This is a genomic window from Vibrio sp. VP6 (genome assembly GCF_028823755.1).
Lineage (GTDB): Bacteria > Pseudomonadota > Gammaproteobacteria > Enterobacterales > Vibrionaceae > Vibrio > Vibrio parahaemolyticus.
On the sequence record NZ_JAPEID010000052.1, the window covers coordinates 1 to 17,381 of the forward strand.

The window sequence follows — 17,381 nt, forward strand, 5'->3', positions numbered from 1 at the left end:
AGTATATTCATGCGCATCTGTAAAAAGTGTCGCACTTCAAACTTGATACTAAGACATGCACTACTTCTATTTGTGCGCTCCAAGATATTGAAAAATGGCATAATATGAAAGGCTTTGAACACTGAAGTGAGACGGGCAGCTACAAAACTTTGCCCCGATTGAAAGACGGAAGTTGGCTAGAAGAAAAGCGCACTGAACTCCCCTACTTTTACTGGCTTCAACTTAGAAAAGGATTCGGTCCTCGTACTCCGACGACTGCATCAATTACAGCCAAGATTCACTCAGAAGCCGCCACAAAAATGAAGAAGCACCAAAGAAATAGGGAAAGAGTTAGAAACCGTAAACGGTGAAATCAAAGCGAACACTCCTCAGATAGTGCCACCGGAAAGAACTTGAAAGGCACTAACTGAAAGGTGTAAACACGAGCGCCAAAACAGATAAACACCAAAACTTATGACCTTCGATGTCAAACCCGTACTAACGCCTTGTTAAGGTGTGAGGCACGCAATGCCGATGCCTCCGCATACCACCTTAACCACCTTAACCACCAAAACTGACGCATAGTAAAAATGCCACGCGTGCCGAATCACTCTTGAACAATTTGTTAGCTTTCTAACCAACGAAGTACGCTGATTCATTTTCTGCAAATAAACAATCCAACGGGTAAGGTATCTCAAGCCTTGGCATATTACCTTTTGAAAACCATTTAAGGCATACCGTTTCATCATCGAGTGCGGATTGAGAACAACTTTCTACTACACATTTGAACATGATAACTGTGTATTCAACTTGATCACCATTTGGGTATGTAAAACCAAAACCCTCACCGCCGAATACACCAAGTAGGCGATCTACTTTTACAGCCAAACCTGTTTCCTCGCGAACTTCCCTGAACAATGCTTGCACTGGCGACTCTTGAGGTTCAATCATTCCGGCAGGAAGGCTCCATGTGCCATCTGATTTTTGCTGAAGTAGTAGCTCTTTGTTTTCATTTAAAATGACACCCGCAACGCTCGGGATAAGAAGTGGCATCGTTCCAATCTTAGAACGAACCTCTTTGATATAGTCACTTGCGCTCAATTTTCCTCCTTGAAAGCTAACGCCGCATTAAGGTGTGAGCGGCGCTTGGCTATACTTGAGCGAAGCGAAACTGCCAAGCGTTGCGAATCACTCTTAAATGCTTTGTTAGTTGTTGGTTTCCATCGATAACCCCATCTCACTCATACCCATTTTTAGAAGTAAGTCTTTTAACTCATTTGCAAATATGATTTTTACCGATTCGTCTAAGGTGGTTACATTGAGGTTTTGCTCTTTTTCGCACTTTGTAACGATTACATACTTGTCGATGAGCACTAGACCTTCATTTGCCCAATAATCATCAGCCTTGGATATTTGCTCAACAGCATATCCAGACATGTAACCTGAGTAATCTTTAACTTGAATAGCTATTGCATATTGAAAATCTGATAACCCAGGGAACTTTATTAAGATATCTGTACCATGGCTTTTCTCTAAAATTCCACCAGTGCGCTCAACAACAATGGGAGATGGATAAATCTTTTTAAGTCCTTCGACTAAAGCATATTCCCACTCTTCATTTGATAGGTTCGCATTCAAGCGATCATATATCTCGTTGGAAAACTTCTCTGTATCAAAGTTATTCTCAATGCTGTCATTCAAGATATTGTGAAACCTATCAGTAAAGCTAACCTCGTTTCTTAACTCGCCATCTTCCTTTGTGATAATTTGTTCAATAGCACCTGCGCAATGACCAATACTCCAAAACCTCGATACGTTCTTTAAGGTTGAGCGAATATCACCTGATATTGACTCATTTTTTCTTACGAACTGCTTAATGAGTCTCGCAGGAAATATATGACCATAGTCACCAAGATTTTGATCGATTTCAAATTTATAACCTTTATCAAAATCTTCAGTCGCTTCAACAACAGCCACCTCATTCCATGTCGGAAGACGAGGAATTAGCAAGATATCGCCTTTTTTAACTTTATTAAATATTGGCAGATTTCGTTTTGCACCACTATCCATTTCCAAGCGGGTCAAGCATTGCTTCGAATCCCATCCCCATCCTTGACGCAGACGACCTTGCTCTAGTTCTGAACGAAAGAAGTCAATTTTGTTTTTGTTTATTCTATAACCCCAATAATTCCTAGTCATAGTTTCCTCGAAATTTGTTGAAACAACTAACGCTTGTTAGCCGACAACTTGTCGTTTTTCACTCCTACATAATGCACTCTTAGTCATATCGGTTCAATTAAAAATCAATACGTTAAAGTACGCAAAGAGATACTAAGCTGCAAAGTGTCGCCTAACAACGGGAACACTAATTTTTCAATTCAATCGGTTAAATCTGAATAGGGTAAATTCAGATTCATAAGACATAAATGAGTAAAACATCTAACAATAAAAGGGGTAAAGACGTGTTTATCGAGATCGACTCCAATACGTCCTTTGACAAAAATGAGTTTGGAGCTCTACTTTAAGTGTGGCAGCAGGTTAGCTTTTAAGAATTATTAGGAATGAACAGACGAGTAAAACAGAAATTAGCCACGCTAAAAAAATTCAGATAATAGGTTTAGTTAGTTCATCAACTCATATACACGCTTTGCTTTACTACAACTTTTGTAGCTCCATCTGATTAAGATTTACGCTTTTCTGTGACTCCTTTATCTTCGTTGTATCTCTCTAGTTTTCGACTACCTTAGCTCCTGATATATTGCAATTAAGCAACGTTGATACAGTAAAGTAGTTATGTAACAAAACAAGGTGCGGCCAAGCCAAGGCCAACAACTAAGCACCTACCCTTTACACAAGCCGTTTTTTGGCATTCATGCGTAACAATCAGTTCTTCAACGATCTGGAGATACAAAATGCAAATAGATGGACATCATACCCTGACCTACGTGGTAGCTCGGTTCGCGGGCATATCGCACCATAACGCAGAGATAGTGGCTTACTCAGCTCAATATGTGGATGAAGCAACAAACGATAAGCCTATATTTTTTGACAACGGTGCAATGTTTGACCGCATAGTCTCGGCACATAAAATGCTCGACTATCGGAACACGCAAGAACTAGCGAATCATCTGGTTTGGATACCCTTCCACTTCCTTCCTGGCAACCAAGGACTCCCCTGGGACATAACACCAGATGGTTCATTTATTCATCGATTGGTTTGTAAACCCGACAGTTATGTAGCAAGGGACATGCTACATATGGTAGCTACACATTGGGATAAACCATTTGCAGCTCACCTCATGGGTATTGCAATGCATGTGTACGCAGATACATTTGCCCACCAAGGCTTTGCTGGCGTCATTCATGATTACAATATCGTGAATGAACTAGATTCTTCATCTACGTCCACTTTAGAAGGCATTAAAGATAGATTAATGAGCCAAGGGATCTCGTCGGCATCACCACTCGGCCACGGCGCCGCTCTGTCTTTTCCCGATCGCCCCTACGCATCATGGAGTTATATTAACGGTGAAGGATTACCCGTAAAACGAAATAATACAGCAATCTATCTCGATGCCGCGAACGCCATGTGTAAAGTGCTTCAATGTTGGAATAGTGGTGACACCCAAATCAATGTCGATGAGCAGCCTGGACTAACTTCCGAGCAATACTCCATTATTGAGCAGACTTTCCTAGAACTCGATGACGACGATGGTCATGCTCGTCATGCTAAATGGATTAAAAAACTACAACAAGGCAGTTTTGGGTTTGAGCCCGTTAATTTGTCCTTCGATAAAGATGGAAGCAACAGCTGGAAAGTCATAGCAAGAGGGCATGGTTCGATCGAAGATGATAAAGTTGTTTACCACTACACAGATGACTTTCTGCACTCAGACTGGAAAAAGTTTCATGACGCTCTAAAAACGTATCGGTTAGAACTGATTCGAGATATCTTACCTCGGTACGGTATCTGCGTTGCTTAAAACGAAAAGAATAAGGCTTAGTGATATATGAAACATAAAATCCTATACAGTGTGATACCGACAATACGCTTCAAAGTTGTTTTACTTACAGTGGTTACGTTAGCAGGGTGTGCATCAAATGAATCAATAACGATGCTTACCCAATACGCTGAACAAACTACGAAAGTTCAAGATGCCCTGATGAACGTGTATGAGTCAGCAGATGATGCTCGAATCAGTGCAGAGCTAGTTAAAGCGACACGGGATGGAATAACGGGAAATAGATTAAATATAGCGACCATAGACAATTCAGGACAAGAACTTCTACTGCACAACCTACAGCAGTATTCTCAGAGTATTTACGCTTTGGCCACAAATGACCGAAGTGAAGCGTTAAACAAGTACTCCCAAAAACTGAACGAATCATTAGTGTCACTATCAGAGTCGCATCATGCCGAATACATTAATTCCAGTGATATCGAACTTCTCTCAACCAGTGTAAACGCTATTGCGAGGGCCTATACAGAAAAGAGCCGCTATGACCTACTAAAGAGTATTTTGATAGACTCAGAATCCATCATTCAAAGTTCGTACGAAGCTTTGAAAGGCGAGTTGGGCTCATGGAAACAGGCAACCAAAATTAGCTTAGAAAAAGAATTGCAAATTCGCCTGTATCTACTCAACAACCCAAATCGTTGTGAAGAACTCAATGATAGGCGCTGCGTGACATTCCATCATTCATTGGAAGAAAGAGTTAATGCCTATAGAAAGACGTATGAGCTAAAAATCCGCCTAAACGACCTAGACGCTAACTACGCAAAGCTTGAGCGTGCATTGGGAGCGATTCAACAGTTAAACAAATCTATTGTTGTATCCCTTAAAAGCGATGACGACTTAACTAAGGGGGCGGCGAAGAAAGCACTGCAGTCGACTAAAATGCAGATCGATGCAATCAAAGACTTTCGCGACACATTAGGAGAATGACCACATGCACGACAAGAATGCGACCTACGAAGAACTCCAAAGTGCGTATGACGAGATCCACTCGTTTCTTAACGACGAAATGGTTGGGCCAGAACACGACTCACTCATTGCAAGTTTTGAAGAACTAGGTGATAAGCTGCAAGAGTATCACTCCCAACTTATTGAGAAGAATTCAAGCACGTTCAAAGCTTCATTGGAAGAACTTGATGAACTAATTGCTAGCGCCAAAGAAGGAATAAAGGAGCTAAAGGAAGTAGACAACAAAATCAAAAAACTGGCTAAAGTAGCCCACGCTGTTGATAAAGTTGTAGAGCAAATAGGCAAAATTATCTAGTGTCAAAGAGTACTGGCGCTCACCTATAGCGCCAGTCACATTCGAAGTTTAGTCAAGCTCCCTGTGGAGTTACCTTCACATTAAACAACTTTTCCGACAATAAACCCAACAACGAACCTAATCCAACTTCTATACAAGAAAGTGCAATTTTGAGACTTTGAGGATCGCTTGCGATACCAAATGAGATGACTCAACTAAATCTACATTTACACCAATTTTGACGAAATTTCGTTGGCCGTGATTATCGCTTGAACTAGATCGCTTGGCTTAATCGTGAAAGGCATATTATGGATCGTTTCGCTAGACTCACATGCAGCATCAGCCACGACTTTAAGGTGAGCTAATTCGATTTTAGATATACCCATTTCTTTCAACGTCGTAGGAAGCCCTAGTTCACGACAAAATTTAATAATTGCTTTTAGCTCATCGGTATCAGATCTTTCTAGTACAAGTTGAACAATAGTGCCAAAAGCGACTTTTTCGCCGTGTAACAAATGATGACATTCATTGAGTTGAGAAAAACCATTGTGAATAGCATGAGCAGCGGCCAACCCCGAACTTTCGAAACCAATACCACTTAAATAGGTATTCGCTTCAATAATATTCTCTAGAGCAAGTGTCACTTCACCATTATCAACACTACGCTTAGCATCAAGACCAAACTTCAATAAGGTTTCATATGCGAGCTTGGCCAACGTGAATGCAGATAAACTCGGTATACCTCCTGCCATGGTGGTACGCTGATATTGATAGTTAACTCTAGCTTCAAAATATGTGGCTAGTGCATCACCGATACCAGCAACCAGCAAACGAGTAGGAGCTTTCGCGATAATATGTGAGTCAACGACGACAAGATCTGGATTTTTACGAAGTGGAAGGTATTCTAAGAACTCACCTGACTGTTTATAGACGACCGAAAGAGCACTCGTTGGAGCATCGCTCGAAGCTGCTGTAGGACAAACTACCACTGCGATGTTCTGTAAATGACTTATAGCCTTAGCACTATCAATGACTTTTCCGCCTCCAACACCAATAACGACATCAATAGACTTTTCTTTTACTAAGAGTCCTAGCCGTTCAATTTCTTCATAGCAGCATTCACCCGAAAATAGTTCTATCTTTTTAAATACACTATCAGAAAAATCAATACTCACCTTTTCGCTTATTGTTTTATCAATGATCACCAATGCTCTGGTACCCAAATGCATCACCAAAGACGCCAGCTCATTGAGTACATGAGGACCTTGAACATATTTAGCAGGAGAAAGAATTACTCGATTCATAATAAATCCTTGAAATAATAGGACCGTGTTATGAACACACAACACGGTCATCTGATAGTTAGTAAACGTCTTTAAGGATTAAGCTTTTAACTTTTGACATTTCTTCCAGCGTGGATGAAACCCCTTCACTTCCAAAGCCACTCATTTTGTGTCCACAGAAAGGAATTTCGAAACTACGATAGAAACTGGCTCCATTGACAACAAACACGCCACACTCGATTTGTTTAGAGTATGCGATGGCCTTTTTGTAGTCAGTAGAGAAAACACAAGCACTCAGAGCATAAATAGAGGCGTTAGCAATACGAATAGCTTCCTCTTCAGTATCAAAAGGAATAATGGACACTACTGGACCAAAAATCTCCATATTTGATGCGACATCGGCTGTTACGGGGATGTCCGTAATAATCGTTGGGCTGTAACAAGCCCCTTCTCTTGTTCCACCAAAAACTAGTTTTCCCCCCTGTTCAATTGTCAGTGCGACTTGTCTCTCCACTGACACAGCAGCCTGCTCGCTGATAAGACAACCAAAATCTGTTGACTCATCTTGTGGGGAGCCTAGGTGTAGTTGCTGCAGTTGAGCGATGCTTTTCTCGATGAATGTGTCTACTTTCGACTTGTGAATGATGAAACGTTTACTTGCGCAGCAGACTTGCCCCGAGTTGTACATACGTCCCCAAATCATCTCTTTTACTGCGAGATCGACATCGGCATCTTCGCAGACAATGAAAGCATCGTTCCCGCCAAGCTCTAATGCGACATGTGCCAGACGTGACGCACAAATATCCGCGATTTCGAGTCCAACAGGTGTCGAGCCCGTGAAAGTAACCATATTGACGTCCGGATGTTGTGTCAGCACTGGACCAATATCTCTACCCTCACCGATTAAACAATGAATCGCGTCTTTAGGTACCCCCGCTTTCTTCAACAACTTAACCAACTCTGTGACAGTGAGGGGGTTGTTGGTAGAAGGTAACACAATGACTGAATTACCCATCATCAATGCAGGAGCTACCTTTTGACAAAATAGATCACAAGGAAAGTTAAAGGGTAAAATACAAGCAACAACACCGAGTGGCTCTCGCGTGGTGATCTGAAGATTAGACGCTTGGCCAGCTTCACTGGTACCAGGGAAGGAAGTGTCGTATAAATGCTTCGCCTTTTCGATAAATGCTAAAAATCCAATAGAGATATTATTAATTTCCGCTTGCGCTTCTTTAATCGGCTTGCCCGACTCTTGAGACAGTAAAGAACTAAGCTTGTCTTTTTCATCTTCAACTAAGGTTAGAAATTTATATAAAACAGTCGCTCGTGAGCTTAGCGGTAAATCACTCCATGTTTTCTGACCAAGAACTGCATCTAAGATGTGTTTTTCCACTTGCTTTTTAGTTGTCGTTTCCAACTCAGCGATCAGTTCATTATTGTAAGGGTTATAAACATTTAGCATATTTTTGTTTGACATGATTATTCTCAATATTCTTATTTTTCAAAAGCGGTAAATGAAAGCATCAGCCCGCCGCAAGTATTCGCACTACATTCGTTATATCCATATTCGCCAAAGGTGAACTCCACTACATAAGGAATATCACCACATTCCTCTTGAAGGATTTCGTGGACTTGATGGATCTCGTTGCCAATTTCCATTCGACGGCCAGCACAGTGAACGAGATGTAAAGCGCCCACTTTTTCCTTTGGCATCTTGGCAAATAGCTCCCGAATAGTGTGTCGGACTGCCCCGATTAGTTCCGCTTTCGTCGCTGACATTTGAATGAATGACGAACCTTCACAAATGTCGTTTCCAACGGACATGGACATATCATCATATCCAACGAGCGGGTGACGTATCGCGGTCAAAGAGCCTGTTATATCTTTGATGCCAATAGGCTTTAAAATAGACTTGGTAAGAAGTTGATCGCCGCGGAGGCTCTCTACTGTTTCTCCAATCCATTCGGCGTATTGTTTTAATGCAGGTTGATTATTAATTTCGCATACCACACGCTTGCCTTTCATTTTGGTGACAAGTCCCATGTTTATCGATTCGTGATATCCGTCGGCGTATTGATTAACAATCTTTTTGTTTGACAAAAATAACGCTGCTGCTGCGCCGTTTCTGGTTGACTCGCTTTGTGTAAACAATGCCCAACTCCCTTGGACCGAGTTGTCTGCTGCACTCCCACCAAACAAGGGCAAACGGCCAGTTTTTTGGCTGATACCTTCTAAGTAACTCTCTTCTTCACCTGGAGAAGAAACCATGTGCAAGAATGCAGGTTGCTGCTCAGAAACAACGAGACCTTGGTTTAAGCTATGACCCAATTTGAGCCCGAGAGTATAAGCTTCCAAGGAGTCTGATTGCTCAGAAGCGTTACTCACCAAAGACGTTCTAACTTCCAGCTGAGCATCGTAAATGGCTAAAGCGCATGCGAAACCCTCACGATTAAATAAATACCCATTTGGTGTAATGACTCCGCATGAGGACGTGTTTCCTATAATATTAACCTCACCAAGAACACTTTTAACGCCTTTAACAAGCTCGGAATGTTCATGAGTTTCACTGATGTATATAAAAATAATACTTGTTTTGGTGAGTTTTGATTTAATGCTTTTTCCAATATGTTCACCAGATTTAAAGCTATCTGGTTCGATATTTGAGCATACATGTGATTGAAGCATGTCGTTCTCCTTTTTCTTCGTAACCATTTAACCAATGGGCATGAACTCAAAGGTAGTAAGATTCTACTATTGAAAAAATGTGTGACGACAATCAATATATAAACTGAGAAGCAAGTCGGGATGGAAAGAGGAGCGATGATTAAGAAAAACGAACTATCACAAAGAATAAAATTAATAGATTATTACTACAAAAAGTGGATATTAACAGTCAGTCACACGTAATAAATCGCATACCATTAATAAAAGGCCACCCCCAACGATCCATGTTAGAGACAGCCTAAATAGAATACATACACAGTTGCAACCGAATAAAACCGGAATTCATCAACTAAATAAATCACCCAAAGGTTTAGGCCTGCTGAACAAATACCCTTGAAAATAATTAATGTTCAGCTTCTTGATGAAGTCATAAGTCTCTGTATTTTCGACCCCTTCCGCCACAACCATAATATCCAGTTTTCTAGTTAAATCCGACATACTCTCCAATATACATCTCTTTTTAAAATCATACTGGGAGTCCAATATAAAAATTCGGTCTATCTTTAACTCATCTATTGGGAGTTTTAGGATTTTATCGAGCGATGAATATCCAACACCAAAATCATCAATTGAAATACCTACCCCGTATTGTTTCAATTTGAGTATGTTTTTTACCAAAGACATAGAACAATCATAGTATTCAGTCTCTGTGATCTCAACTTTAAACCGTGAAGGACAAATATTGTACTCTTCACATCTAGAAACAAAATACTTATAGAAACTGGAGTTTTCTAATAAACTAGGAGGCAAATTTAAAGAAATCCTATAAGGAACCTCATAAAATCCAATATCATGGATTGCATTCAAAAGAACATTATCAAACAAACGACAATGTTCAAATTTCGATAAAAACGCAGACGGATAAAGGACACCTTTATTCGGAACTTTGAGTCGAACCAATGCCTCTAATGCAACAACATCGGATTTGTTATCAATAATTGGCTGATAATAGTTTATGAGTTGACCATTTTTCACGATGCTATCCCTACTTAAAATTGACTCTTATGTACATTGTCGCGGAATATTCCCCCAACGTGACTTGTGACTTAGGTTTAGTCAATATTGGCGCTGAAGAGAATTGAACTCGTTTCAGTCCATTTGAATCAAGAGAACTTTGGAATTTTCTCGTTGTATTATTAATAATATAGTTGGTACCAAATACATTAGCACTTAAGATAGATTTAATTTCCACGCCATCCAAATTTGTTTTCAACCCATATTCACTAAAATCACCTCTAAACTCAATCTCTACTGGAATAAGGGAGTAATTACAAATTATGTTTACAACAGTAGTTAGAGGGGGAATAAATGAATTTTCACTCGGTATTTGATCGCCAAAACCAGTTAAAAATTCCGTTTTAAAAGTATTTTTTACACTGTTTGAACCTGTAACACCACAGTAATGGCCGCTAGTTAACGATCCGACCACACCTAGCCTATGAATTATTGGGGAGCTCGAAGTAGGCGTCTGTTCCCTTCTCATTTTAAAATAACCTAGAGGTGCATCAAAGCTCTCAGTCCCTATAATAGATCTTAGCAATCGAATTTGTAAACGTCCTTTAGTTAAACTTGATAAAGTCGAAGGCCCTCTACAGTTAGATTCGGGAACATGATTAGAATAACCACTAAAAGGAATATTTAGTCTTCGGAAAGAACCATAACTTTCATCGTAAACATCGACTTCCAAGCTATATGCTAAATAGTTGGTATTAGGAACCGTATACCAAATAAAACCGTTCCAATCATCTACAAATGAAGAATAGGAGTTCTCAACTCCACTGAAACGAGTATGGGATGCATAGGAATTTTCATCACAATCGCAAAGCGCGGTGAGCAATGAGGTCGATAGTTCTTGGTCATAGATAATATAATTTGGAGTGTTCGTACTTTGTGACAACGTCACATTACCCAAGCGAACATCAGCTATTTGATTACCAGATGTATTAATGCAATCGCCAGGTCCGGCCAAAGAACATTCAGAATACACAACACAAAACACCATTATCATAGAGTATAAAACTGATTTTATCATTTCATCCCATCCTTGATAGACATTGAGCTTTTGTACATACCTCCATATTCGTTAATAAATTCTACTGACAATTGTTTCTGTTCTGGGCATCTACCGCTTGAAACAAAATATGAAGTTTTATTAGGTGCTATCTCTGATAATGAGTACTCATCTGAAATAACAACATCTCCATATAAAATCTTATTAATGGAAATAAAGCTATTTGTTAGATTTTTAATCCATAATTTATTAGGATTAACACACCCTATTTCAACACTGTTATCATAGTCAATTTTATCAGAATTTGTTCTAATAAAAACTTTGATTCTAGATGATAAGATAACATTAAGACCGAATTGTTCCCCGTCTGTTTCCTCTTGAACTTCCAAATAATATAAACGCCCTTCTTTCAGATTTCCCTCCAAAGAAAACAATCGTACCACTCGTGACTCCCCTGGTTGCATTTTAATAAAATTGGGGGTTAGCAAAATTTTGTCAGTACGCTGTACTTCATTTTGATCAGTTACCAAAATAGAGACGTTCTTCACCACTTTCGAGTTATTTCTCAACACAACTTCGCCAGGTTGATTTTGAACAAGAATCAACCGAGTACGATCTATCGTGACTGCTGAATAACACTGAGTTGAAATTATCATCAGCATTACTAAATAAAATAATCTGCGCATTTTAACGCTCCAAAATCGATTACAAGTTTGTCCGAATCAACTGGTAAAGAATATTCACAATTTAACTCGGGTATTCTAAGCAAGACTTCATCTTGCCCTGGTTTTAAGGTAATTTCATTCGAAATTAGCCCATTGGGGCCGATGTATAAAACCTCATCACCTAGATGAACTTCCATGCCTTTAACGGTTTTACTAGATTGGGACTCAACGTAGCCAACTAAATACTTTATCAAGTTAACTTGGACGTCAAAGTGGTAAATACCATTAGGTTTAGGAGTAACGTTCAATACATCTCTATCACCTAAGCTTTTGTCCACAGAGCCTTCGGTTAGTGAAACTGTTTCTGAAGCAAAATGAGAATTTAAAGGTATGATCAACACCCCATCATCGTTCGGCCTATTTCTAGCTGATAAGGTTTTAGAGTTACTCTCCAAAATCATTAAGGTCGGTGTCTTCAATGATGTCAGATAAAGACTATTTTTTGAGTATATCGCTCCCCCAGATAGACTCATGCTTCTAGTCTCAAAATAATTAGATTTGCTGTATCCTACATTCAAGTTGGTATCTTCAGTACTAAGCCATGTATCTGCCGACTTTGTTGTACCAATTCTACTATTATCTTTTCTAACTGATACAGACATCCCCTTATCTCTGTCATCAGATGTGTAACTCGCTCTAGTATAATAGCCACGATTACTTACATCTCCGTACCACTGTAATTTTTCCAAATCAAAACTAACAGTAAGACCAAAATATTCATCATCGTCACTACTATTGGTATAATTTAATGTCATACTTCCAAACCTATTAGGTATAGAGTAGTCAACTGACACTTGATTTAAATAAATATCACTGGAGTTATTCGATAGATCAATCAATAAACTGTCATCGTTTAGTATTAATCCTTTTCGATTATAAGTTGCATTTAATTGATAATTGTTATCTTGATAAGACTTGCCATATAGATTGAAACCATCGCCTGTAGAGATATAGATCCCGGCATATGCTCCCGTTGTTTTATCATATCCAAGCAATAAGTCATTATTTAGGCCAAACATCAGACTTTTAATACTGAGATTAAGCTGACGATCCGATGTAGAGTAATATCCATTCAAACTGACACTGTAATAATCGAATCCTCTCAACCCATCATATTCAACAACCAGGTCATCATTGCTCTCACTCAGTCCAAGTTTAGCGCTCCATTCATAACTTCCACTTTTGTAAAGAGAAGCCATATTATTGGAATAGTCATATGGAATAGTTATGTACTTTTTCTTTAAACCGAGTTCAGATATAACCAATGTTAGATCATTAGTATTGACATATTGATAGGATTCAATTTTGGATTCACCGCCCGACGTAGACATTGAGCTAATTAATTGATTTCCTTGATATAACTCCACATAGGCTGGACCTCCTGTGGTAAAAGAAATCGGCGGAGTATAGAGCAAGCTATCATCATTCAATAACCTTCTGTTGTACTCGATACCTACTCCAAAGATTTTTGAGGAATTCCCTTGAATTTTCCCTACTGAATAAATCATAGGGCCTTCCTCACTGATAGACTCCAAATATAAAGAGTCAAGGCTGAGTTCTGAACGACTATCATAGTCATAGAAAGACAACTTTGAGACCACTGTCGACCTTTCAAAGCTCAAGTAGTTGTTTAAACCACCAGTTAAACTGTAGTTACTATTGATATTTGAGCTATAATTCATCCAATAATTAGAATAATTTGCAACATTACCATTTTCAAAGGACTTTATTTCATAACTCGACTTTTCAGGTTCAATGTCTAAGATTAAGTTTATTGATTGCTCTCTATCATCAAGTTCAATAAACATACCAGGTATATCTTCATAAGGCATAGATATATATTCAACTAAATCTATATCACTGTGATTTATGATAGTACTTGCAACTTCACTGCTTAATAATGGTTTTCCGTTTATATAATCAGTTATGTATACACCTAACTTATTTCCATTTAATACAACTTGATTAACTTGGCTAGTATATTGGTTACTATCATCAACATCCTTCTCCAACGTTAATAATGGGGCTTTCAGGAATGAATTACTTTCCTCATAACATACAACAAAAGGGGTTGACTTCAGATTTGCATTTTTTTTCAAAAAACTGATATTTCTTTTTGCCTCATCCAAATCATCATAGCCAGAAATGTAAACTCTCCATTTCCCAGAAAGTAATTTTCTTACTTCTAGCTTTGGAGTAGAATCTATTTCAAGAAGAGATTGAAATTCATTCAAATTTGGCTTTTTAAAGTCTGTATATAAAGATACCTTAGCTTCTCCCGAACATTCAGTTGCTTGTAATACATCCCAATACGAAACTGGAATTATACTATCTTCTTTATATTCCATTTCTTGAGCAAACAAGAGCACTGGACAATAGAGAACGAAACCAAGGCATGATTGGTTAGGACGACTCATATATATTGATTCATATTATAGTTTGGAAACACCCTGAACCTTAATGGCACAGGGTGATGTTGAGCGAGTAGTTACTACTTGTTATCTTTTATTTGTAAGCCACTTGTAGCGAGATCTTTCCACCAAACTGTCCAGGAGTTAGAGTTGCCAAATGCGCATAAGGTTGAGCTTTAAAAAGAATCGCGCCTGTACTTGGAGTGTACGCAGTTGTATTAGAAGACAAGATATTGGTATAACCTGCATTTACAACTTTGGTACCATCAGCTAGTTTAACTTGCACTCCAGCGCTTGCATTTCTAACATCAGTAACAATGCTATTATCAGTCACAGTATCCGCGCTTGTGACCTTAATTTCAGCGCCATTTGTAAATGTACCCGAACATGAGCTTTCTGGTACAACTGAGAATGGCACTTCAGTACCAAAAACAGCGGAAGCAGTCGTTGGAGCTGAGTCGTCAAACACTCCAAAGTCAATAGTATTAACAACCCCATTAGCTGTTTGAATCTCGAAATCACATGTTGCTGTTGAAATTAAACCATCAAACTGAACCTCAGTAACATTTTGGCCAACAGCCAATACACTACTAGAACTAAAAGACGTCAATAATGATAATGCAATAATATGTTTTTTCATAAACACCACTTTAAACTTTTGAAAAGATTCCACTTAATAATAATATGACCTCCATTTCATAAAGCTATTATCGCATGGCACTCTAAATAGGGGTAGCATTTATATACTACATACTATTTTTTCTAATTTTATACTATTTGTCATGTCTTTTAATAAAACAGCTCCACTGTTGCCCAATATTTTGCTTGGTCGAGTTTTAAACAACCTTTATATTAGCACTCCTTACAAGTCAATATCTTTACCATCATTTGATATTGTTCTTAACTGGTGACTCCATTAAGTTTATGTTTATTAAAATATCAGAGTTAATGTTGCTAGATGATAATGAACTTTTATACTGTTTTACGGCATTGATTTTGCGATCAGTATTGCTTCCCAAATTGATACAGGTACGCATCAGAACGATAATCTGATACGTACATTCTTATATTTTAAAGAAACCAAGATCACTCTTCTGGGTCTCTGCAAGCATAGCGAGATCAGAAGATGCTTTTAGCGTATCATTCATGCCAGAAACGTTTTGTTGCACAAGGTCAAACGCCAACGTGGTGTTCTTAGAGATATCTTCAGTCACGCTAAACTGCTCTTGAGCGGCAGTCGCTACTACTGTGTTAATTTCTGAAATAGATTCAACAGAAGCCGAGATGTCCTCAAATGAGGCCTTGATGTTGTCTGCAAGTTGGACTGAGTGCACGATAAGCTCAACGTTCTGAGCCATATTAGTTTGCGCTCGCTCTGATTGCTTTTGCAGCTTCTCAATAATTTCTTGGATACTAACCGTGGATTCTTGTGTTTTAGAGGCTAGGGATCTCACCTCATCAGCAACGACAGCAAATCCACGCCCGTGCTCACCTGCCCTAGCCGCCTCGATTGCAGCATTCAAGGCAAGCAAGTTGGTTTGTTCCGAAATTGAATTGATTACCTCCGTTACTGAACCAATTTCAATCGCAAACTGACGAAGCTCATCAACAATGTTCGCGCTTTCATTCACGGATGAGTGAATAGAGCCTGTCAGAGTAATGTTTTGCTCCAATGTTTGCTTACCAGACTGTACATTTTCCTTGGCCTTACAGGCTTCTCTTTCTGCAACTAGTGCTTGCTGGCTCACATCCTGTGAAGTTGAGGAAAGCTCAGTAATAGCAGTAGAGATTTGCTCTACCTGAGACAGTTCCTCCTGCGCGTTAGACTTGGTGTCGTTCATCACTGCATTCAGTTCTTCCGAAGCAGACGCCACATTCTCGGAAATGCTGTGTGTATTTTGGATTAACTCCGACAGTTGATTCGATAGTTTAATGAGTGACTGATAAATGCCTGTTTCATTCCCCGTTGGGGTAATGCGCTGTGTAAAATCGCCATCAGCCATCTTCTCCATCAAACCTGCAATCTCAGTTGGAGCACCACCGACAGGTACTAATACCAGTTTGTTCACTGTCACCAATAATATACTTAATCCGATAATCAAACTTATGGTGCCCACAATGGCTGAAGTGACTAATTGACTGTCTGCTCCTTTCTTAATTTCTGCATCTTTGATAAAACTGACCAACTTCCAACCTCCGATATCGAGCTGTGTCCAAAATGCAGTAAACGCAGTATCGTCTCCTTCAACGACCTTGCTATAGTTCATTTCCGGTGTACTCGCACTAAAGCTTTTGTAAAGTGGAAGCTCTTGGTAAATGTTTTTGCCACGTAGACCTGGATATGGCGCGGCTAGGATAGTGCCATCCTCTGTATACAGGAACACATCCTTTCGCTCTGCAACAGACTCTAAAAAGGAATCTAGATACACAGAGGTAATAACAGCAATCGAGTTGTCTATTTTATAGGCCATCACAACGATTTCTCTATTGGTCACAGCAGAGACAAATGGTGGAGAAAAGAAGAATGTTTTGCCTTCATTGAATACAGCTTTATAGTAATTACGCCCAAGGTCTCGAACGTTGAAGTCTAGCTTTTCACCTTTGGCATTAAAGATCCCTCCTTCGACATCGATAAGGTAAGCGCCTTCAATAAATTGAGTTTGAGTCCGATACAGCATCTCAAGTTGAATGATCGCTCTTTCCGAGAGGCCTTCATCAGTGATGTCGGCTTTACTCGCTTTAACCCCAGAGAGAACACTTCGATACCCCTCTATCCTTCGAGATAAATTTTCCTCAATTGTTGCATTCTTTTCTTGTAATACTTGTTTATTTAACTCGATACTCTCATTCTTAAAGGACATAAAGCTAATCGCTATTAACGCAACAACGATAAACGCAATAATAGCGCCAATGGTTCCTAAAATCCTTACCTTAAACTCGTTCATAAACCCTACTATTAGTTTTATCTTTCTGGAAAACATGACGC

Annotated in this window: 14 protein-coding genes; 3 read left to right on the plus strand and 11 right to left on the minus strand. The window is 39.2% G+C overall.

Annotated features, from left to right (window positions below; all coding sequences use genetic code 11):
* Positions 1–612: 612 nt before the first annotated feature.
* Together OU793_RS21875 and OU793_RS21880 are read right to left on the minus strand one after the other, a co-directional pair.
* Positions 613–1,080, minus strand: coding sequence for an NUDIX domain-containing protein (locus OU793_RS21875; protein WP_108654760.1), 468 nt, complete (start codon positions 1,078–1,080; stop codon positions 613–615).
* A 105-nt stretch (positions 1,081–1,185) separates the two neighbouring features.
* Complete coding sequence (locus tag OU793_RS21880) at positions 1,186–2,178, minus strand: hypothetical protein (protein WP_108654759.1); 993 nt, start codon at positions 2,176–2,178, stop codon at positions 1,186–1,188.
* Between the two features lie 713 nt (positions 2,179–2,891).
* On the opposite strand from OU793_RS21880, the gene OU793_RS21885 reads away from it, so the two are divergent.
* The 3 genes from OU793_RS21885 (at position 2,892) to OU793_RS21895 (ending at position 5,259) form a co-directional block, all read left to right on the plus strand.
* Positions 2,892–3,962, plus strand: a complete 1,071-nt coding sequence (locus OU793_RS21885) for a DUF6765 family protein (protein ID WP_108653902.1) — start codon at positions 2,892–2,894, stop codon at positions 3,960–3,962.
* Between the two features lie 132 nt (positions 3,963–4,094).
* A complete protein-coding gene (locus OU793_RS21890; RefSeq protein WP_108653901.1) occupies positions 4,095–4,925 on the plus strand; it encodes a hypothetical protein in 831 nt (276 codons plus the stop codon).
* Between the two features lie 4 nt (positions 4,926–4,929).
* Positions 4,930–5,259 (plus strand): hypothetical protein, encoded by a 330-nt coding sequence (locus OU793_RS21895; protein ID WP_031428126.1) that lies wholly within the window; start codon positions 4,930–4,932, stop codon positions 5,257–5,259.
* A gap of 206 nt (positions 5,260–5,465) precedes the next feature.
* On the opposite strand, the gene OU793_RS21900 is transcribed toward OU793_RS21895, so the two are convergent.
* From OU793_RS21900 to OU793_RS21940, 9 genes are all read right to left on the minus strand, one after another.
* The gene (locus OU793_RS21900) at positions 5,466–6,542 is read right to left on the minus strand and encodes a glycerol dehydrogenase (protein WP_031428128.1); all 1,077 of its coding nucleotides are present in this window, start codon (positions 6,540–6,542) and stop codon (positions 5,466–5,468) included.
* A gap of 58 nt (positions 6,543–6,600) precedes the next feature.
* Complete coding sequence (locus OU793_RS21905; protein WP_102780305.1) at positions 6,601–8,001, minus strand: aldehyde dehydrogenase; 1,401 nt, start codon at positions 7,999–8,001, stop codon at positions 6,601–6,603.
* A 17-nt stretch (positions 8,002–8,018) separates the two neighbouring features.
* Entirely contained in the window at positions 8,019–9,209 is a 1,191-nt protein-coding gene (locus OU793_RS21910) for an FIST signal transduction protein (protein WP_159404363.1), read from the minus strand.
* A gap of 324 nt (positions 9,210–9,533) precedes the next feature.
* Positions 9,534–10,223: an EAL domain-containing protein gene (locus OU793_RS21915; RefSeq protein WP_181388653.1), complete on the minus strand. Its 690-nt coding sequence runs from the start codon at positions 10,221–10,223 to the stop codon at positions 9,534–9,536.
* Between the two features lie 10 nt (positions 10,224–10,233).
* Positions 10,234–11,280: a hypothetical protein gene (locus tag OU793_RS21920; protein WP_274647835.1), complete on the minus strand. Its 1,047-nt coding sequence runs from the start codon at positions 11,278–11,280 to the stop codon at positions 10,234–10,236.
* The gene (locus OU793_RS21925; protein ID WP_031428140.1) at positions 11,277–11,945 is read right to left on the minus strand and encodes a molecular chaperone; all 669 of its coding nucleotides are present in this window, start codon (positions 11,943–11,945) and stop codon (positions 11,277–11,279) included. Before OU793_RS21925 ends, OU793_RS21920 begins: the two co-directional genes overlap by 4 nt.
* The gene (locus OU793_RS21930; protein WP_274647836.1) at positions 11,924–14,401 is read right to left on the minus strand and encodes a hypothetical protein; all 2,478 of its coding nucleotides are present in this window, start codon (positions 14,399–14,401) and stop codon (positions 11,924–11,926) included. Before OU793_RS21930 ends, OU793_RS21925 begins: the two co-directional genes overlap by 22 nt.
* A gap of 88 nt (positions 14,402–14,489) precedes the next feature.
* Entirely contained in the window at positions 14,490–15,035 is a 546-nt protein-coding gene (locus OU793_RS21935) for a fimbrial protein (RefSeq protein WP_031428144.1), read from the minus strand.
* Between the two features lie 424 nt (positions 15,036–15,459).
* Positions 15,460–17,340 (minus strand): methyl-accepting chemotaxis protein, encoded by a 1,881-nt coding sequence (locus OU793_RS21940; RefSeq protein WP_108653904.1) that lies wholly within the window; start codon positions 17,338–17,340, stop codon positions 15,460–15,462.
* Between the last annotated feature and the right edge of the window lie 41 nt (positions 17,341–17,381).